The 19,765-nt window shown below is 64.1% G+C and carries 9 protein-coding genes and 1 pseudogene; 4 read left to right on the top strand and 6 right to left on the bottom strand.

Annotation, left to right across the window (positions count from 1 at the left end):
* The coding region (locus BM416_RS23790; protein ID WP_092489662.1) for a non-ribosomal peptide synthetase at nucleotides 1-12,482 on the bottom strand (12,482 nt) is incomplete at its 3' end.
* A 210-nt stretch (nucleotides 12,483-12,692) separates the two neighbouring features.
* On the opposite strand from BM416_RS23790, the gene BM416_RS23785 reads away from it, so the two are divergent.
* Together BM416_RS23785 and BM416_RS23780 are read left to right on the top strand one after the other, a co-directional pair.
* Complete coding sequence (locus BM416_RS23785; RefSeq protein ID WP_027607491.1) at nucleotides 12,693-12,944, top strand: type II toxin-antitoxin system HicA family toxin; 252 nt, start codon at nucleotides 12,693-12,695, stop codon at nucleotides 12,942-12,944.
* Nucleotides 12,941-13,306: a type II toxin-antitoxin system HicB family antitoxin gene (locus BM416_RS23780; RefSeq protein ID WP_092489661.1), complete on the top strand. Its 366-nt coding sequence runs from the start codon at nucleotides 12,941-12,943 to the stop codon at nucleotides 13,304-13,306. The genes BM416_RS23785 and BM416_RS23780 overlap by 4 nt, the downstream gene beginning before the upstream one ends.
* 23 nt (nucleotides 13,307-13,329) lie before the next feature.
* On the opposite strand, the gene BM416_RS23775 is transcribed toward BM416_RS23780, so the two are convergent.
* Nucleotides 13,330-14,502, bottom strand: coding sequence for an MFS transporter (locus BM416_RS23775; protein WP_092489660.1), 1,173 nt, complete (start codon nucleotides 14,500-14,502; stop codon nucleotides 13,330-13,332).
* A gap of 141 nt (nucleotides 14,503-14,643) precedes the next feature.
* Between BM416_RS23775 and BM416_RS23770 the strand changes: the two genes are divergently transcribed.
* Nucleotides 14,644-15,231, top strand: a complete 588-nt coding sequence (locus tag BM416_RS23770; RefSeq protein WP_092489659.1) for a TetR/AcrR family transcriptional regulator — start codon at nucleotides 14,644-14,646, stop codon at nucleotides 15,229-15,231.
* Here the strand turns inward: BM416_RS23770 and BM416_RS23765 are convergent.
* Complete coding sequence (locus BM416_RS23765; RefSeq protein WP_092489658.1) at nucleotides 15,215-16,570, bottom strand: MATE family efflux transporter; 1,356 nt, start codon at nucleotides 16,568-16,570, stop codon at nucleotides 15,215-15,217. The two genes, BM416_RS23770 and BM416_RS23765, sit on opposite strands and share 17 nt — an antisense overlap.
* A 121-nt stretch (nucleotides 16,571-16,691) precedes the next feature.
* Here BM416_RS23765 and BM416_RS23760 point away from each other — a divergent pair.
* Nucleotides 16,692-16,979, top strand: a pseudogene (locus BM416_RS23760) (ABC transporter substrate-binding protein); the annotation flags it as partial.
* Nucleotides 16,980-17,010: 31 nt separating this feature from the next.
* On the opposite strand, the gene nadE reads toward BM416_RS23760, so the two are convergent.
* Genes nadE through BM416_RS23745 form a run of 3 tightly spaced genes read right to left on the bottom strand, consistent with a single transcriptional unit; the run spans nucleotide 17,011 to nucleotide 19,695 of the window.
* Entirely contained in the window at nucleotides 17,011-17,817 is an 807-nt protein-coding gene (gene nadE / locus BM416_RS23755) for an ammonia-dependent NAD(+) synthetase (RefSeq protein ID WP_092489657.1), read from the bottom strand.
* 1 nt (nucleotide 17,818) lies between these two features.
* Nucleotides 17,819-19,036, bottom strand: coding sequence for a nicotinate phosphoribosyltransferase (gene pncB, locus BM416_RS23750; protein ID WP_092489656.1), 1,218 nt, complete (start codon nucleotides 19,034-19,036; stop codon nucleotides 17,819-17,821).
* A gap of 11 nt (nucleotides 19,037-19,047) precedes the next feature.
* Complete coding sequence (locus BM416_RS23745; protein ID WP_092489655.1) at nucleotides 19,048-19,695, bottom strand: nicotinamidase; 648 nt, start codon at nucleotides 19,693-19,695, stop codon at nucleotides 19,048-19,050.
* Nucleotides 19,696-19,765 lie beyond the last annotated feature (70 nt).

Below are 19,765 nucleotides of genomic sequence, written 5' to 3'. Positions count from 1 at the left end.
ATGTACAGCAGGCGATCACGCGGGTATTCGATATCCAGCGGCACATACACGCCGCCGGCTTTCATCACCGCGAGGAACGCCACCAGGCTCTCGGCACTGCGCGGCATGGCAATCGCCACCCGCACTTCGGGGCCGATGCCACGGGCGATCAGGGCATGGGCCAGGCGGTTGGCCTGGCGGTCCAGCTCGCCATAACTCAGGGTTTGTGTATCGAACTTGACCGCCACTGCAGCGGGGTTTTCGGCGGCGCGGTCGGCAACCCTTTCGTGTACCAGACGCTCGGCCGAGAAGCCGGCGTCGGTCTGGTTCCACAGCTGCAGGATGTGTCGTTGCTCATCCTGGCCCAGCAGGTTGAGTTGACTGATGGATTGCTGTTGATCGGCAACCATCGCCTGCAACAGGTTTTGCCAGTGGCCGGCCATGCGCTCAATAGTGGCTGGGGCAAACAGATCGGTGGCGTAGCTCAGGGAGGCACGCAGGGTCGCCTGGCTTTCCTCCACATCCAGTGCCAGGTCGAACTGGACCACGCCTTCATCCCAGCTCAGCACTTCGACGTCCAGTTCGGTGAGGCGTTGCAGGTGATTGGCTGCCGAGGTCACGCGATGGTTGAACATCACCTGGAACAGTGGGCTCAGGCTCATGCTGCGCTCGGGCTGCAGCGCTTCGACCAGTTGCTCGAACGGCAGGTCCTGGTGGGCCTGGGCTTCGAGGGAACGTTGGCGTACCTGTTGCAGCAGTTGCACAACGCTCATCTGCCCGTGGATATCGGCCTTGAGCACCTGGGTATTGACGAAGAAACCGATCAGCCCCTCGGTTTCCAGGCGATTGCGGTTGGCAATCGGCACCCCGACACGCACGTCTTCCTGGCCGCTGTAGCGGTGCAGCAACGCCTGGTAGGACGCCAGCAGCACCATCGGCAACGTCACTCCGACGCTCTGCGCCAGGCGATGCAAACCGGCCAGCAGCTGCGGTTGCAACTCGATGCCCAGGCGAGCGCCGCGATGGCTTTGCACGGCCGGGCGCAGGTAGTCGAAAGGCAATTCCAGCACAGGCTGCACACCGCCCAACTGCTCACGCCAGTAGGCCAGTTGACGGGCCTTCTCTCCCGCCTCCATCCATTGGCGCTGCCACACGGCATAGTCGGCGTACTGGATCGGCAAGGCCGGCAGGGCTGGCGTCTGCCCGTAGCTGAAGGCGGCGTACAGTTGCACCAGCTCCTCGACCATCAGTTGCATCGACCAGCCATCGGAGACGATATGGTGCTGCACCAGCACCAGCACATGTTCGTCCTCGGCCAGGCGCAGCAACCGGGCCCGCAGCAACGGCCCGCGCAGCAGGTCGAATGGCTGCGCAACGACGTCAGCCACCCGTGCCTTGAGGCCGGCTTCATCGGTGTCGACCAAATCGATTTCAATCAGGCCCGAGTCTTCAATCACTTGGACCGTACCGGCGGCGTCCTGGCGCAAATGGGTGCGCAGGCTTTCATGGCGTGCCAGCAAGGTGTCGAAGCTGCGTTGCAGCGCCGCCAGGTCCAACGGGCCTGTCAAACGCAGGGCGCTGGGGATGTGGTACGCGGCGCTTTCGGGGTCGAGTTGCCAGAGGAACCATTGGCGTTCCTGGGCATACGACAGCGGCAACGGCTGGCTGCGATCGGCCTTGAGCAGCGCCGGCGCGACCACGCCCTCCTCACCCAGGGCCACCACGAAGTCACCCAGCAACGGGTGTTCGAACAGGGTCTTGAGCGCCACTTCCAGCGCCAGTGCCTGGCGCACCCGCGAGACCACCCGCGTGGCCAGCAGCGAATGCCCGCCCAGCTCGAAGAAATGGTCGTCAAGGCCGACCTGGGGCACGCCCAGCACCTCGGCCCAGATCGCCGCGACCTGTTGTTCGCGCGGGGTGACGGCGGCCACATGGCTTTTCAGCAACAGGCGGGTATCGACCTTGGGCAAGGCCTTGCGGTCGAGCTTGCCGTTGGGGGTCAAGGGCAGGCTGTCGAGGAACATCAGGTGCGCCGGCACCATGTAGTCCGGCAGGCGCTCACGCAATGCCGCTGTGTAGGCTTGCGCCGGCTGTGCCGCAGACGTCACCAGGTAGGCGATCAAGCGGTCGTTGTCGGCCAGCACCACGGCTTCGCGAACGCCTTCATGCTCGCGCAGGCAGGCTTCGATTTCGCCCAGTTCGATACGGAAACCGCGTACCTTGACCTGATGGTCGACCCGGCCGATGTACTCCACCACGCCGTCGGCACGGTAGCGTGCCAGGTCGCCGGTGCGGTACAGGCGCTCGCCCGGCGCGCCGTACGGGTTGGGCACGAAACGTTCGGCGGTGAGGGCTGGCCGCGCGTGGTAGCCGCGTGCCAGGCCGACGCCGCCGATCAGCAGTTCACCGGCCGCACCCACCGGGCATGGACTGAGCCCGGCATTGAGGATGAACAACGCGGTATTGGCGATCGGGCGCCCGACCAAAGGTTGCGCCTCCTGCAGGCGATGGGCCGCCGACCAAATGGTGGTTTCGGTGGGACCATAGAGGTTCCATACCGGGCCTTGCAGGTCGAGCATGCGCTGGGCCAGATCGGCCGGCAGCGCTTCGCCGCCGCACAGGCACTTGATGCCGCGCAGCAGGTCGGCACGTGGGCTTTCCAGCAGCATGCGCCAGGTGGACGGCGTGGCTTGCAGTACGCTGGCGGATTGGGCGGTGACCAGGTCGATTATCGCCTCCGGGTCGAGCGCCAGTTCCTGACCGCTCAGCAGCACCGTGGCGCCGACTGTCAGCGGCACGTACAGCTCCAGGGCAAAGATGTCGAACGAGAACGTCGTCAGCGACAGCACCCGCGCCTGCGCGCCGATGTCCAGGGTGCCGGCCATGCCGCAGGTAAAGCTGCACAGCGCCTGGTGCGGCACCATCACGCCCTTGGGCTTGCCGGTGGAGCCGGAGGTGTAGATCACATAGGCCAGGTGTTGCGGCGTGACGCTGACCTGCGGGTTGTGTTCGTCACCGCCGGCGTCCTCGATCAACAGCACCTGCAGGCCTTGCGGTTGCACCAGGCGCCCAATCAGCGGCGACTGAGTCAGCAGCACCTGGGCGCGGCTGTCTTCGAGCATGAAGGCCAGGCGCTCCGCCGGGAATTGCGGGTCCAGCGGCACATAGGCGCCACCGGCCTTGAGGGTCGCAAGCAGGCCGACCACCATGTGCAGGGAACGCTCCACATGCACCGCCACCCGCACATCCGGGCCAACGCCCGCCGCGATCAGGCGATGGGCCAGGCGGTTGGCGCGGCGGTTGAGTTCGCTGTAGCTCACGGCCTCGCCATTAAATTGCAGCGCGATGGCGTGCGGCTGTGTCAGGGCTTGTGCTTCGAACAACTGGTGGACACAGCGCTCGCGTGGGTAGTCGACGCTCGTGTGGTTCCAGTCTTCGACCATCTGCTGCCATTGCGATGGGCTGAGCATCGCCAGTTCGTCCAGGGCCTGGGAGGCATCGTTGACCACTGCGCGCAGCAGGTTCTGCCAGTGCACGGCCAGGCGCTCCAGGGTGGCGGCGTCGAACAGGTCGGTGGCGTAGGTCAGGGATGCCCAAAGGCCGTCGACGGACTCCTCGGTTTCCAGGTTGAGGTCGAACTGGGTCGTGTGACCGGTCCAATCCACCGGCTGCAGAGCCAGGCCAGGCAGTTGCACCGGGCCGGCGCGCAGGTTGTCCTGGTGATTGAACATCACCTGGAACAACGGGTTATGGCTGAGGCTGCGTTCCGGTTGCAGCGCTTCTACCAGTTGTTCGAACGGCAAGTCCTGATGGGCCTGGGCTTCCAGGGCACGTTGCTTGACCTGGGCCAGTAACTGGTCAAAGGCCATCTGCCCGTGCAGGTCGGCCTTGAGCACCTGGGTGTTGACGAAGAAGCCAACCAGACGCTCGGTTTCCAGGCGATTGCGGTTGGCGATCGGCACCCCGACACGGATCTCGGCCTGGCCGCTGTAGCGGTGCAGCAACGTCTGGAACGACGCCAGCAGGAGCATGAACAAAGTCACTTCCTGGCGCTGGGCGAGTGCCTTGAGCTCGGCCACCAGGGCGTTGTCCAGGTGTACCCGCCGACGCGCACCGCGATGGCTTTGCACCGCCGGGCGCGGGTGGTCCAGGGGCAGTTCCAGCACCGCGTGTTCGGTGCCCAGGCGTGCACGCCAGTAATCGAGTTGGCGTTGTTTCTCCCCGGCCGCCATCCAATCGCGCTGCCACACGGCATAGTCGGCGTACTGGATCGGTAAGGCCGGCAACGGCGCCTGGCCTTGATACAGCGCCAGCAGTTCGTCGACCATCACTTGCATCGACCAGCCGTCGGAGATGATGTGGTGCTGGGTGATCACCAGCACATGGTGCGCGGCCGTGATCTCCAGCAGCATGACGCGCATCAGCGGACCGTTGAGCAGGTCGAACGGGCGTTGGATCTCTTGCGCGACCGCCTGCTCGATGGCCGAGTCTTGCACCTGCTGGCGTTGGATCACCATCGCCAGGTTGGGCTGGATGACCTGCCAGGTGTGCTCAGCCTCTTCCACGAAGGTAGTACGCAGCGGTTCATGACGCTGCACCAGGGTCTGGAACGCGTGCTCCAGTGCCGGGATATCCAGCTCACCGCGCAGGTGCAATGCGGTCGGTACGTGGTAGGCGGCGCTGCAGGGATCCAGTTGCCAAAGGAACCATTGGCGTTCCTGGGCGAAGGACAGTGCCAACGGCCGGTCGCGCCCCAGCGCCACCATCGGGCTGGCAGTGCCGGCCTGCACCCCTGCGCAGGCCGCCGCGAACGCTTCCAGCGTCGGCTGCTCGAACAACGCTCGCAACGGCACGTCCAGCTTGAGGTCGTGACGCACGCGGGAGATCACCTGAGTGGCCAGCAACGAATGGCCACCGCGTTCGAAGAAATGGTCATCGAGCCCCACCTGCTCTACGTGCAACACCGTTTGCCAGATCGCCGCCAATTGCATGTGCAGCGGGCTTTGCGGAGCGCGGTAGGCGTGTCGCGCCTGGCTCAGGTCCGGCAGCGGCAGTGCGCGGCGGTCAAGCTTGCCGTTGTTGTTCAACGGCAGGGCATCGAGCACCAGCCAATGCCCCGGCACCATGTAATCCGGCAAGGACTGGCGCAAGACCGCCGCCAGCGCCTGGGTATCCAGGGGTTGGCCGTGGGCCGCGACCACGTACGCGACCAACTGCGTACCGGTGGCACTCGGCTGCGCAACGACGGCAGCTTCGCGCACCCACGGCAGGGCTTGCAGGCTGGCCTCGATTTCGCCCATTTCGATACGGAACCCGCGGATCTTCACTTGATGGTCGATACGCCCCACGTACTCCAAGGCGCCCGCCTCGTTGTAACGGGCCAGGTCGCCACTGCGGTAGAGTCGCGCACCGGGAACCGTCGAAAACGGATCCGGGAGGAAGCGCTCGGCGGTCAACGCCGGGCGGTCGAAGTAACGCTGGGCCAGGCCGAACTCGGCACCAATGCACAGCTCGCCGACGCCATCGGTGGCCAACAGCTCGAAACCGCTGTCGAGTACATACAGCGAGCGACCATCGCTCGCCCGGCCAATCGGCACACCGAACGCATCACTGGCATCCGCCAGTTGGCACTCATGCACGCTGGAAACCACGGTGGCCTCGGTCGGCCCGTAGGTGTTGACCAGGCGCACGCCGTCCAGGCCGGCCGCGTGCCAGGCGCGCAGCCCTTCCACCGACATGGCCTCGCCGCCCACATGCACCTGGCGCAGGTTACCCAGGGCGCGACCATCGGCCGCGCACTCCTTGGCCAACAGGTACCAGTAGGCCGCCGGCAAGTCAGCCAGGGTCACGCCCTGCTCGACGATTTCCCGTGCCAGTTGCCCGGCATCCCACAGTTCATCGCCACGCATGATCAGCGCGGCGCCCACACACAGCGGCGGGTAGCACTGTTCGACAAAGCCGTCGAAACTGAAGGTCGCGAACTGCAGCACGCGGTCCTCTGCACACAGTTGGCTGTAGACCTCGGCGCTGTCGCAGAATTGGCCGAGGGCCGCATGGTCGATGGCCACGCCCTTGGGTTGGCCAGTGGAGCCCGAGGTGTAGATTACGTACGCCAGATCGGCAGCGGCAGCGTGGGTGAGTGGGTTGCTGGCAGGGTAGCCGGCCAGCTCGGTACCGGAGGCGGTGAAATCCACGCGGGCCAGCCCTTGCGGCAGCGGCAGGTCGGCCAGCAACCCGGCTTCGCTGAGCAGCAGGTCCAGGCGGCTGTCCGCCAGCATGTAGGCCAGGCGGTCGGCGGGATAGTTCGGGTCCAGGGGCACATAGGCCGCGCCGCTTTTGAGCACGGCCAGCAGGCTGACGATCAGTTGCGGGCCGCGCCGCGACGCCAGGCCCACGCGCTGGCCCGGGCCCGCGCCCAGTTCCAGCAGACGATGGGAGAGCCGGTTGGCATGGGCATTGAGCTGGGCATAGCTCAAGCGCGCTTCGCCAGCTTGTACCGCCAGCGCGTCCGGTGTGGCAGCAGCCTGGGCCGCAATGCGTTCGTGCACGCGCAGCTGGCGTTGGGCAGCGCCCGGCGACTGGCTCAGGGCAAGCACGTCGCGTTGTGCGGTGGCGTCAAGCAATTGCAGGTTGCCAAGGGGCGCCTGGGCATCCGCGAGCAACTGCACCAGCAGATGGTGCAGGTTGGCGCTCAAGCGTGCGACCTGTTCAGCGCTGAACCGCGCCCGGTCGTAACTGAACTCCAGGCGCAGGCTGTCCCCCAACTCAATGCCCAAGGTCAAAGGGTAATGGGTGCGTTCATGGTTGTGAATATGGCCAAACGCCAGGCCTGCGGGTGCGCCCTGCTTCAGGGCCTCGGCCACAGGGAAGTTTTCGAACACCAGCAAAGTGTCGAACAATGCGCCCTGCTGGCCGGCCCAGCCTTGTATGTCGTACAGCGGCACATGCTCGTGGTCACGCAGGCTGAGATTCAGGGTTTGCAACTCGTTGAGCCATTGGGCGGCCGGTTGGGCTGGCGAAGGCGTACTGACGATAGGCAGCGTGTTGATGAACAGGCCCAGTTGCTGCTCGATCCCGGGCAGCGGTGCCGAACGCCCGGCGACAGTCGCGCCAAAGGCCACGCAATCCTGGCCGGTGTAGCGCTGCAGCAACAGGCTCCACGCTCCTTGCAGCACGGTATTGAGAGTGATTTTCTGGCGACGGGCGAACTCGCCGAGGGCCTGTGTGAACTCGCCCTCAAGGATCAATTGATGCTCAGCCGTGCCCAGGCCATCGACCGGCGCGCGCAGCGCTTGCGCGAGCAAGGTGGGTGTTTGCAACGGCGCCAGGGCGGCTTTCCAGAACGTCTCACCCGACGCTTGCTGTTGCAGCCAGCCGAGGTAATCGCGGAACTGCCCCAGCGGCGCGGGCAAGACCTGGCCGGCATAGTGGGCGATGACTTCACCCAGCAACTGGGCGTTACTCCAACCGTCCATGAGGATGTGGTGGCTGGTGAAGATCAGATGCCAGGTGTTACCGGCGCCCCGCACCAGCATCAGGCGAAACAGCGGCGCGGCATTAAGCGCGAAGCCCTTCTCGCGTTCAGCCTCGGCAAGCGCATCGAAGTCGGCATCGATGTCTTCGATCACGTGCAACTGCACGTCGACCTGACGCTGGATGACTTGATGGGCACTGTCCAGGCCCAGCCAGTGGAAGCTGCTGCGCAGAATGTCATGGCGGTCCAGTGCCGCCTGCCAGGCGCGGCCGAACGCCAGCAGGTCGAGGCCGTCGATATCCACGCGCAACTGGTTGATGTACGCCTGGGCTTCTGGCGCGTAGAGGGTATGGAACAACATGCCCTGCTGCATCGGCGACAGCGGATAAAGGTCGGCAATCGCCGGCCCCGCCACGGGCAACGCGTCCAGTTGCTGTTGGGTCAAGCGCGCCAGTGGGAAGTCCGAAGGGGTAACCTGCCCTGCCGGGGTGGCTCGGCAATGCTCGATCAAGGCCTTGAGCTCTGCCGCGTAGTCATCCGCCAACTGCTGCACCGTCGCCACCTCGAACATCTCGCGGCTGAACCCCCATTGCAGCGCCAGCTCACCGCCGTACACCTGCCCTTCCACGGTCAACCAGTTGGCCAGCGGCGCCTCGGCATCCTGGGCCTGGCCGCTGCCCTGGGTAGACGGTACAAACAACGCTGATTCGTTGAACTGGCGGTCGAACTGGCCCAGGTAGTTGAAGGTAATGCGTGGCGCGGCCAGGTTCGCCAGGGCTTCGCGGGCCGCAGGCGGGCCGAGGTAGCGCAGCAGACCGTAGCCGATGCCTTTGGCGGGCACGGCACGCAGTTGCTCCTTGACCGCCTTGATCGCAGCCGACAGCTCGCCGTCGGCTTGCAGGCGTACCGGGAACAGGCTGGTGAACCAGCCCACGGTGCGGGTCAGGTCGACATTGTCGAACAGGTCTTCGCGACCATGGCCTTCCAGCTGGATCAGTGCGGCGGGCTGGCCACTCCAACGGCTGACCACCCGCGCCAGGGCCGTCAGCAGCAGGTCATTGACCTGGGTGCGGTAGGCCGCTGGCGCGTCCTGGAGCAGTTGACGGGTGTGCTCGGCGTCAAGGCGGATTTCGAGCTTGCTGCCCAAGCGGTTTTGCAGGCCGCCCTGGGGGTTGTCGCACGGCAAGTCCGCGTCGGCCGACTGCGCCTGCCAGTACGCCAACTGGTGGTCCAGCGTAAGGGCATGGGCTTGCAACTGTTCGGCCCACAGTTGGTAGGCGCTGGTCTTGGCCGGCAACGATAGCTGGCGGTAAGCCTGTTGCAGGTCTTCCAGAACGATGCGCCAGGAGACGCCATCGACCGCCAGGTGATGGATCACCAGCAGCAGGCGCTGACTGCCATCGGCCAAGCTCACCAACGCGGCACGCAGCAGCGGACCTTGCGCCAGGTCGAGGCTGCGCTGGGTTTCATCGCACAGCGCCGCCAGTTCATCGTCGCTGCTGGCTTGTGCTTGCCACAGGCCCGGCTCGGTGACCGGCGCGGCATAGGCTTGCTGCCAACCGTCGGCCTGTTGCACAAAACGCAGGCGCAAGGCGTCGTGATGGTTGATCACCTGGATCAGGGCGGCTTCCAAGCGTGCCGGTTCCAAGCGCTCGCGCGGGGTCAACAACAACGATTGGTTCCAGTGGTGACGCGCAGGGATCGCCTGGGCGAAAAAGCCTTGCTGCACCGGGGTGAGGATCACCTCGCCGCGGGCGGGCCCCTGGTCAATCACGGTAGCGGGCTCGAAGCCGGCTACCAACGCCAGGCTGCGCACACTCTGGTACTGGAACAGGTCGCGCGGACTGAGGCGAATCCCCGCATGGCGCGCACTGCTGACCACCTGGATGGAGATGATCGAATCGCCGCCCAGCTCGAAAAAGTTGTCGTCCAGCCCCACCAGCTCGACGCCGAGCACATCGCTCCAGATCGCCGCCAGGGCTTTTTGCAGGTCGTCTTGCGGCGCGATATAGGCCTGTTGTGGCGTTGCATCCGGTAACGGCAGGGCCTTGCGGTCGAGCTTGCCGTTGGCGGTCACCGGCAGCTTGGCCAGGGGCACCATATGGGTCGGCACCATGTATTCCGGCAGGCTGCCGAGCAGCCAGGCCTTGAGGTCGGTGGGCGTCTCGCCCTCCAGCACCAGGTAGGCCACCAGTTGTTTGCCGCCGTGCACCAGCGCCACCGCCTCACGCACCGCCGGGTGCTGCATCAGGCGTGTCTCGATTTCACCCAATTCGATGCGCAAGCCGCGCAGCTTGACCTGGTGGTCGAGACGGCCAAGGTAGTCGATCACACCGTCGTCACGCTGGCGCACGCGGTCGCCGGTACGGTACAGGCGCGCGCCGTCACCGAAGGGGCTGGGCACAAAACGTTCGGCGGTCAGCGCCGGACGGCGGTGGTAGCTGCGCGCCAGGCCGGTGCCGCCGAGGTACAGCTCGCCGGCCACGCCGGCAGGCACCGGGTTGAGCTGCGCGTCGAGCACGTAGGTGCCGAGGTTGGCGATCGGACGGCCGATGGGCACGGCGTCACGGCCTTCGTCGATGCAGGTCCAGTGGGTCACGTCGATGGCCGCTTCGGTCGGGCCGTAGAGGTTGAACAAACCGGCCTGGGGCAGCTTGGCGAACACCTGCAGTTGCGCGTCCAGGGGCAAGGCTTCGCCGCTGCACACGATACGCTTGAGGCTGGCGCAGCGCGGCACGCCCGGCTCATGGATAAATGCCTGGAGCATGGACGGCACGAAGTGCAAGGTGGTGATCCCGTGCTCGCCGATGGTCTCGATCAGGCGCGCCGGCTCGCGGTGTTCGCCAGGAGCGGCGACCACCAGGCGGGCGCCGGTCATCAGCGGCCAGAAGAACTCCCACACCGATACGTCAAAGCTGAACGGGGTTTTCTGCAGCACCGCGTCACTGGCATCCAGGCCGTAGGCCTGCTGCATCCAGCACAGGCGGTTGACCAGTGCGCGATGGGTGTTGCCGGCGCCCTTGGGTTTGCCGGTGGAACCGGAGGTGTAGATCACATAGGCCAGGTTCAGCGCGTGGATGTCGACGGCGGGCGCTGCGACGCTGTAACCGTCGAGCCAGCCGGGCGCCTGGTCAAGGAGCATCACCCGAATGCCTTCGACAGGCAGCAGTGGCAGCAGGCTATGCTGGCTGAGCAGCAGCTGGATGCCGCTGTCTTCGATCATGTAGGCCAGGCGTTCCTGGGGATATTCGGGATCGAGGGGGACGTAGGCGCCACCGGCCTTGAGCACGGCCAGCAGGCCGATGACCATCTCGATGGAACGCTCAACGCAGATACCCACCAGCGCATCAGGACCGACCCCGTGGTCGCGCAAGGCATGGGCCAGTTGGTTGGCACGGGCGTCGAGTTGCGCGTAGGTCAGCGTGGTCGCGCCGAACACCAGCGCCGGCGCATCCGGCCTGCGCTGGACCTGGTCCTCGATCAGGTGATGAATGCCACGTTCGGTGGGATACGCTTGTGCGGTCTGGTTCCAGGCGTGCACCAGCCTCTGTTGCTCATCGACGGCCAGCATCGGCAACTCGCCGATGCGCTGTTCGCCATCGGCCACCATGGCCTGCAACAGGCTGATCCAGTGACGCGCCATCCGCGCGATGGACGGCGCGTCGAACAAGTCATTGGCGTAGGTCAGCGCGGCGTGCAGGGTGCCGGACTTTTCATAGGTGTCGAGGGTCAGGTCGAACTGGGTGGTGCGACCTTGCCACTCCACCAGGGCCAATTCCAGGCCGGAGGCGGTGCTGACCGAGGCGATGTCGGCCACCACCGGCTGATGGTTGTACATCACCTGGAACAGCGGCGTATGGCTGAGGCTGCGCTCGACTTTCAGGGCTTCCACCAGGCGCTCGAAGGGCAATTCCTGGTGCGCCTGGGCGCCAAGGGCGTGCTCCTTGATACCTTGCAGCAACTCGGCGACCCGGGTTTGCCCGCTCAGCTCAGTACGCAGGACTTGCGTGTTGACGAAGAAGCCGATCAGCCCCTCGACTTCCGTACGGTTGCGGTTGGCGATCGGCACGCCGACGCGGATATCGCCCTGGCCGGTGTAGCGATGCAGCAACACATTGAAGGCGCCGAGCAGCAGCATGAACAGGGTGACGTTGTGCTGTTGCGCGCAGGTGCGCAACTGCGCGGCCAGCGCCGGCTCAATCGCGAAGGTGTGGCGGGTGCCCTGATAGCTGGGCATGGCCGGGCGCGGGCGGTCCGTTGGCAGTTCCAGCACCGGATGCTCATCGCCCAGGCGCGCCTGCCAGTATTCCAATTGACGGGCCTGTTCCCCGGCTTCCAGCCAGCGGCGCTGCCACAGGGCGTAGTCGCTGTACTGGATCGGCAGCGCCGGCAATGGCGGCGCTTCGTTGCGCTCATGGGCGTCGTAGAAACGAATGAACTCGTCGATCAACACGTTCATCGACCAGCCATCGGAGACGATATGGTGCAGGGTCAGCAGCAGTACGTGTTCCTCGACATCGAGCCTGAGCAGTTGCACGCGCAGCAGCGGGCCGTGTTCCAGGTCGAACGGCAGCAGCGATTGGCGGGTGGCCGCATCGTTGACGGCGTGTTCGCGTTCGGCCGCGGCCAACGCCGTCAGGTCCAGTTGCTCAATGGCCAGCGACGGCGCTACGGCCACCTGCATCAGGTGCTCATCGACCTGGCGCTGGAACACCGTGCGCAGGGTTTCGTGCCGGTCCACCAGGCTGGCAAACGCCCGCTCCATGGCGCCCAGGTTCAGCGCCCCCTTGAGGCGCACCGCGCCCGGCAGGTTGTAGGCGCCGCTGCTCGGGTCCAGTTGCCAGAGAAACCACATGCGCTGTTGCGCATAGGACAGCGCCTGGCGGTCCTCTGCCTCCACGCCGGCCGGAATCGGAAACCGCGAAAAATCCACCCCTTCTTTCTGCAGTGCCTGCAGGAACAGCTGGCGTTTTTCCAGGGGCAACCCGATAAACCGGCGAGCAAGTTTCAAGGAGTCTTCAGCATTCATTTGTTGGAGTCCGGAGCAATAGGCAGGAAGCACAAAGGCACGTCGTCCCTATAAAACGAACCGGACAGGGAAAAATTAGCGGGGGATGGGAGGCTTAGAGCGAGCTGTCATCAAGGGTTACATCAATCCTCGGGAAAGACCCACGAACCCCAGCTAGCATTGACGAATACCACTTTTTGCAACTACATTTAGTTACACGCAGGGAACGCCGTGTCCAAAAATGAAAAGCTGCTCGCCAAATTGCTCAACGAGCAGATGGCATTTACCTGGCCAGAGCTCGTCACGCTGCTGCGTCGTCTCGGCTACACACAGATTGAGGGGGCTGGAAGCCGGGTCAAGTTCGACATCGGCGATCCGAGCGCAATGATCACCTTGCACAAGCCTCATCCCGGCAACGAACTGAAACACTACATTCGGCGCCAAATCATCGAACAATTGAAATCAGGAGAACTGATTCAGTGAACAACCAACTGAAACACAATGGCTACATCGGCTCTATCGAAGCCAGCCTCGAAGACAATTGCCTGTTCGGCAAGATCCTGTTCATCAAGGCACTGGTGAGTTACGAAGGCAAAACCGTCGCGGAACTGGACGCCGCGTTTCGCGAGGCGGTGGACGACTACCTCGCTACCTGCCTGGCCCTTGGGCAAACACCGGAGAAGCCGTGCAAAGGCTCTTTCAACGTGCGGGTCGGCCACGACCTTCATCTTGCCGCCGCCCTTGAAGCGACACGTAAAAAGGTGACCCTGAATGACCTGACGCGCCAGGCGCTGAACGAATTCCTGCAACACCACCGAGGGGATTCCTGCCCCGTGACTGGCTGACGTTTGATTGTGGGTTGTGATGCTCAACCCAACCGCCGATACCCCAACACCGCTGACCCCATCACCACCGCCCCCGCCGCCAACGCCACCCAGAACCCGCTGGCGGCGCCAAAATGGTCGATCATCCAGCCGGAGCTGGCGGCACCGATGGCCACGCCGATGCTCAGGCCGGTGATCAGCCAGGTCATGCCTTCGGTCAGGCGGCTCGCGGGCACGCTCTTTTCCACGAGGGCCATGGACACGATCAGGGTCGGGGCAAAGAACAGTCCGGAAATGAAGATGGCCACTGCCAGGCCCGGAATGTGGGTGACCAGCAGCAACGGCAAGGTGGTCAACGCCGTGGCCGCGCCGCAGAACAGGAACTGCCGGGGCAGCGGCGCCTTGAGTTTTAGGGTGCCAAAGGCCAACCCCGCCAGGCACGAGCCGATGGCGTACACCGAGAGCACGATGCTTGCCGCCGCCGGCTGGCCCTGGTGCTGGGCAAAGGCCACGCTGACCACATCCACCACACCCACGATCACCCCCATGGCCAGCAGCAGGATCATCAGGATCAGCACCGACGGTGAGGCGATCAGCCAGCCCTTATGGTGAGCGTGGTGTTCATGTACCGGAGGTTCGGTCGCGCGTTGCAGCACAAACGTGGTAACCCCAACCGCCAGCAGCAACGCGGCCACCAGCGGACCGGCTTCGGGGAACAGCACCACGCTCAAGCCCACCGAAATCGGTGGGCCGATGATGAAGCACACCTCATCCAGCACCGATTCCAGGGCAAAGGCGGTTTGCAGCCTGGGCTGGCCCCGGTACAGCTCGGTCCAGCGCGCCCGCACCATGGCCGACATATTCGGCATGCAACCCGCCAGGGCAGCAAACAGGAACAGCGTCCAGGTCGGCGCCTGCAACCGCGTGCACAGCAACAGCAGCAACAGCGCCCCGCCGCCGATCAAGGCGGCAATCGGCAGCACCCGGCCCTGGCTGTACCGGTCCACCAACCGTGACACCTGCGGCGCGCAAAACGCCGTGGCCAGGGCGAACACCGCCGCCACCGAACCGGCCAGGCCATAGCCGCCGTGCACCTGGGAAAGCATGGTGATCAAGCCAATACCGGCCATGGACACCGGCATGCGTGCCAGCATGCCGGCCAATACGAAGGCCCGCGAGCCGGGAACCTGGAACAACTCGGCGTAAGGGTTTGCCATCCTGCTCAACCTCTTCCTGGTGCCCTGGAACTTGCTATCCGCAGTGATCAAGGCAAAATACATACGGTGCGTATGTGGCGAATCATGCGTAACATACGCGGCGTATGTCAATCTTTCACTTGCCCATTGTGAGTCCTGCCCATGAGCCGAGCCCGTGCCGAAATGATCGAAGACACCCGCACCCGGCTGCTTGCCAGCGCACGGCAGGCCTTCGCCACGCAAGGCTATGCCAACACATCGATGGACGATTTCACGGCCCACGCCGGTCTGACACGCGGCGCGCTGTACCATCACTTTGGTGACAAGAAGGGGCTGCTGGCCGCCGTGGTTGCTCAACTCGATCGTGAGATGGACGCATGTTTGCAGCGTATCTCAGACGAAGCCCAAGACCCATGGAGCGGTTTTTGCGAACGCTGCCGCGCTTATTTGCGCATGGCCCAGGACGGCGAAATCCAACGCGTTGTGCTGCAGGATGCGCCGGCTGTATTGGGCGATACCGGCTCCCAGCAACACTGTGTCGAGTCGTTGCGCCAACTGCTGGAAGCCCTGATGCAGGCGGGCATCGTCCCTGACGCACCGAGCCTGGCGCTGGCGCAGTTGATCAATGGCAGCCTGGTCAACACCGCCCTGTGGATCGCCCGGTCAGAACATCCGGAGGAGCGTCTGGAGCAAGGTTTGCAGGGCCTGGAACTCCTGCTGCGCGGCCTGAAACTCACACCAACCGCTTGATCTGCTTATGCCGCCACACCAGCCGGTAGTACGCGGCCTGCAACCCCAGCATCGCCAGGTACGTCACCGGGAACGCCATCCAGACGCCTTCCAGGCCGAAGTGCGCATTCAGCAGGTACGCCATCGGTAGCTCGACACACAGCACACAGAAGATCGAGATCGCCACGGGCATCAGCACCACGCCGCTGGCGCGCATGATCCCGCCGATCACGGCCTGGAAGCCGAACACGAGGATGCTCCACAGCATGATGTGCAGCAGGTGCTCGGCATTCACGCGTGCGGCGTCATCGGTGATGAACAACCCGAGCAACCAGTGCGACAACAGATAGCCCAGCACGATCAGGCCACCGGTCAGGCAGGTATTGATCAACAGTCCGGTACGCAGGATCGGCCCGATACGCTCCAGCCGCCCTGCCCCAATCGCCTGGGCCCCGAGGATCGAAGCAGTGATGGCAATCGACAGGGCCGGAAACTGCACGTAGTTGACGATCTGCGTCACCGCCCCATAGGCCGCCGTGGCCTGGGACCCATGGCCATTGACCAAGGCAAGGATGACCAACTCCGACAGCGACAACACCACCATCTGCAAGCCTGTAGGCAAGCCGATGCGCAGGACTTTGCCGAGGATGACGCGGTCCAGGCGCAAGGCCGCGAGCAGTTCGCGGTCCGGCGCCATCACATGGTTTTTATGGCGCAGGCGCAGGATCAGAAACAGCATCGCCGAGGCATTCCCCACCAGGCCTGCGTACACCGCGCTCTGGATACCCAGGGGCGGCAGGCCGATCCAGCCGCGAATCAGCGCCGGGGTCAACAGCAGGCCGACCAGGGTCGAGACCATCAGCGCCAGCAGCGGCGAGATCGTGTCGCTGACCCCACGCAACAGCTGGGTATAGAGGATAAATACCAGCAACAGCGGCATGATCAGCATCATCATCTGGGCATAGCCCACGGCATCATCGAGTACATCGGTCGGCGTACCCAAGGCCTGCAACGCCGGGCGCGCAAACAGGCTGCCCAGCACCGCTGCGATCAGGCCCACCAGTGCACCGAGGGTCAGGGTGGCACCGGTAATCGCCTTGACCATCCTGGTTTCCTGGGCACCCCACGCCTGGCCGATCAGCACCGAAGCGCCCGCCCCCAGGCCGATCACCAGGGCAATGAAGAAGAACACGATGGGGAACATCCCCGACACCGCCGCCAGCGCCTGGGTACCGAGCATCTGCCCAACATAAATACCGTTGAGGGTGCCGGAAAAGCTTTGCAGGAAATTGGACAGCACCATCGGTGCCAGAAAGAACAGGTAGACCTGCCACAGCGGGCGTTGCAAAGGGCTTTGCATGAAAAACGGGGCCTCGGAAAACTAAAGCGTCCGAGGGTTATACCGTAATTGGATCCTATCTTCCTGTGCTTTGCAGGATGGATGGGTCGCCAACACTCGCTGGTTCCGATGCCCACATTGGATCTTCAGCGTCACCCCGACTCAGGTCGCCACTCAAAAACGGCTCGGCGTGCCGATGGAATATGCACAGTCCAAGGAAGGCGCGGTGCTGCTCAACGTGGCCGCACGCGTGGTCGCACGCAATGACCAGCCGGAACGGGCGCAGAAACTCAACGCCTTGTTTCTGACCGCCAAAGCCCAGGCACCGGCATTGGAAGAAGGCGACCAGATTCCGTCGAGCCCGACTACGCCGACCACCGACAAGACCCGAGCACGGGTGGACGCGATGCACGGTTACTTGCAGACGGCGAGTTGATCATTCCCACGCTACGTGGGAACGATCATGGGGCGATGGGTAACGCACGTTTGTGGGCGGTCTTCAGGTAGGCGCGTTCCACGATGTCCCTCACCCGCTCACTCACCGGCTCACCCATCAGGTACGCATCGATCTCTTCGTACGTGCAGCCATAGGCCTGTTCATCCAGCTTGCCCGGCGCCAGCTCTTCGAGGTCGGCCGTGGGCTGCTTGTGCACCAGGTTCGCCGGGGCGCCGAGGGCACTGGCCAGCAGGCGCACCTGGGTCTTGGTCAGGCCCGACAGCGGGGCCAGGTCGCAGGCGCCGTCGCCGAATTTGGTGAAGAAGCCCATCAATGCTTCGGCGCCATGGTCGGTGCCGACCACCAGGCCGTTGTGCAGGTTGGCCACGGCGTACTGGGCGATCATGCGGGTGCGGGCCTTGACGTTGCCCTTGATGAAATCCACCTGGGCGGCGCTGGCTTCGGTGGCGCTGAGGCTGGCCATCAGGCCGTCGACGCTGGCGGCGATGTTCAGGGTGTCGATGTGGTCCGGGGTGATGAAATCCAGCGAGGCCTGGGCATCGCTCTCATCGGCCTGGGTCTTGTAGGGCAGGCGCATGGCGATAAAGCGCGCGGCGTAGTCCTCGGCCCGCAGTTGCTCCACCGCCAGTTGGCACAGGCGCCCAGCGGTGAGGGAGTCGACACCACCGCTGATGCCCAGTACCAGGGCCTTGCAGCCTGACTGGCGCAAGGTGGTCTTGATGAAGTCGAGGCGCCGTTGGATTTCCTGGGCTTCACCGCCCTTCACCAATGTGCGATCGATGTTGAGTTCCTGCGCGATACGTTCCTGCATGTCACACCTCCACGTTGCCGACATTGAATACCTTCGCTGCGTACTGCAAAAACGAGGGGTCTTCGCAGACGTTCTTCACCGGGTCATCGGAGAACTTCACCACCGGCTCGCCGTGTACGCGCACCAACTTCATGACGATGCTCAGCGGCTCGACGCCTTCCACATCGCAAGCCAGGCTGGTGCCCATGCCGAAACCGAACCTGGCCTTGCCACGGATGTGCCGCAGGATCGGCAGGCACTTTTCGAAGTTCAGGCCGTCGGAGAACATCAGGTCCTTGGTCATCGGGTCGATACCCAGCTGTTTGTAGCGGGCCAGCACCTTGTCGGCCCAGGCGATGGGATCACCGGAGTCCTGGCGCAGGCCGTCATAGAGCTTGGCGAAGTACAGGTCGAAATCCTTGAGGAAAAAATCGGTGCTGATGGTGTCGGTCAAGGCAATGCCCAGGCGGCCGCGGTATTCACGCACCCAGTTTTCCAGGCCGGCGTTCTGGCTTTCGCGCAACCGCCCCAGTTGCTGATGCACCATCATCCACTGGTGAGCCATGGTGCCGATCAGCGGCAGGTCGAATTCGTAGGCCAGGTGCGCATTGCTGGTGCCGACGAACTGGCCGGGGAAGTCGCGGCGCATGATGTCCACCACTTCGCGCTGGGCCTTGAACGACAGGCGCCGGCGCGTGGAGAAATCGGAGACGCGCAGGTCGGCCAACTCGTCGCGGCTGAGGTTTTTCTCCAGCCAGTCGAACTTCTGGTAGAGCTTGCGGGTGACGTCTTCCAGGGTCACGTCGGCGTATTTGGCGCGGTTGCGCAGCTCGCTGACCAGCGCCAGCACCGGTTGTTCGAACATGATGCAGTGCAGCATCGGCCCGACCACGCGGATGTTCAGTTGGCCGTCGACTTCGCTGACGTGGATGTAGCGCAGGTTGAAGCGGAACAGGCCGAGGAAGCGTTCGTAGTCGGGGGTCAGGTATTCGCGAAAGCGTGGGTTGAACAGAAAGCGCAGCTCGCCCTCACGCATTTGCAGGCCGGCCATTTTTTCAAGCTCGGCGCGCAGTTGGGGGATCAGGTGGCCGAGTTTTTCCTTGGCGCGCACGATGAAGTTGTATTCCACATCGACATTCGGGTGCTGGTGCAACACCGCCTGCATCATGGTGAAGGTGTAGTAGTCGGTGTCGAGCAAGCCCTGGATCACCGGGGCTTCGTAGTCGTAGGCACTTTCCATGGTGTATCTCCTTAACGCGTGGCCATCGCGGCCAGTTCTTCGCGGGTGCTGCTGATGACAGCACCGGCCTTGAGCAACTCATTGACGGCCTGTACGCCGCCCTCCTCGCTGATCCCCCGGCACGCCGGCAGGTGCAGGACCACCTCCAGGCCGGCCTTGAGCAGTTGCAGGGCGGTGGTCTTGACGCAGTAGTCCAGGGCCAGGCCGCCGACGATCACGCGGCTGACGCCCTGGGCCTTGAGGTACTCGATCACGCCGGTGGAGAGTTTGTCGTGCAGGTCGTGGTAGCAGGCGCCATAGGGGTGCAGGTCGGGTTCGACGCCCTTCCAGATGAAGTAGTCGTAGTCATAGGGCGTGGGCAACTCGTCGAGCAAGGTAAAGCCTTCGGTGCCCGGCACGCAGTGGCTGACCCAGGTCACATCGGCGTGGGCCAGGCCAGTGGGCTGGAGCATCTCGCTGTGCTGGGCGACCACCCAGGGTGCATGCGGGGTGTGGGCGTCCTTGCTGCCAGCGCGGTGGCCGGCGAGGCTGGCCATGTAGTTGAGTTCGGCACCGATCCGGTCACCGCCGGCCACCGGCAACTCGTTGGGGCACAGCGGCGTGAAGCTCTTCTGCGCGTCGACGTCGAATGAAGCAATGGCAGTTTTCGCAAGGGTCATGGCGGTTCTCCTGTGGCCTGGAAACAAAAGTACACGTCATGTACTTTCATTGCAAGAAACATTTGTTTAT

Origin of the sequence: Pseudomonas sp. NFACC42-2, assembly GCF_900116055.1 — a bacterium.
GTDB classification, from domain to species: domain Bacteria; phylum Pseudomonadota; class Gammaproteobacteria; order Pseudomonadales; family Pseudomonadaceae; genus Aquipseudomonas; species Aquipseudomonas marginalis.
This window is presented reverse-complemented; position numbering and strand designations above follow the sequence as displayed.

Bases quoted from the DNA above. Each gene is read 5' to 3' on its own strand.
- BM416_RS23765 (WP_092489658.1), bottom strand. From the start codon at position 16,570: ATGCAAAGCCCTTTGCAACGCCCGCTGTGGCAGGTCTACCTGTTCTTT.
- nadE (WP_092489657.1), bottom strand. From the start codon at position 17,817: ATGCAGGAACGTATCGCGCAGGAACTCAACATCGATCGCACATTGGTG.
- BM416_RS23745 (WP_092489655.1), bottom strand. From the start codon at position 19,695: ATGACCCTTGCGAAAACTGCCATTGCTTCATTCGACGTCGACGCGCAG.
- BM416_RS23770 (WP_092489659.1), top strand. From the start codon at position 14,644: ATGAGCCGAGCCCGTGCCGAAATGATCGAAGACACCCGCACCCGGCTG.
- BM416_RS23775 (WP_092489660.1), bottom strand. From the start codon at position 14,502: ATGGCAAACCCTTACGCCGAGTTGTTCCAGGTTCCCGGCTCGCGGGCC.
- pncB (WP_092489656.1), bottom strand. From the start codon at position 19,036: ATGGAAAGTGCCTACGACTACGAAGCCCCGGTGATCCAGGGCTTGCTC.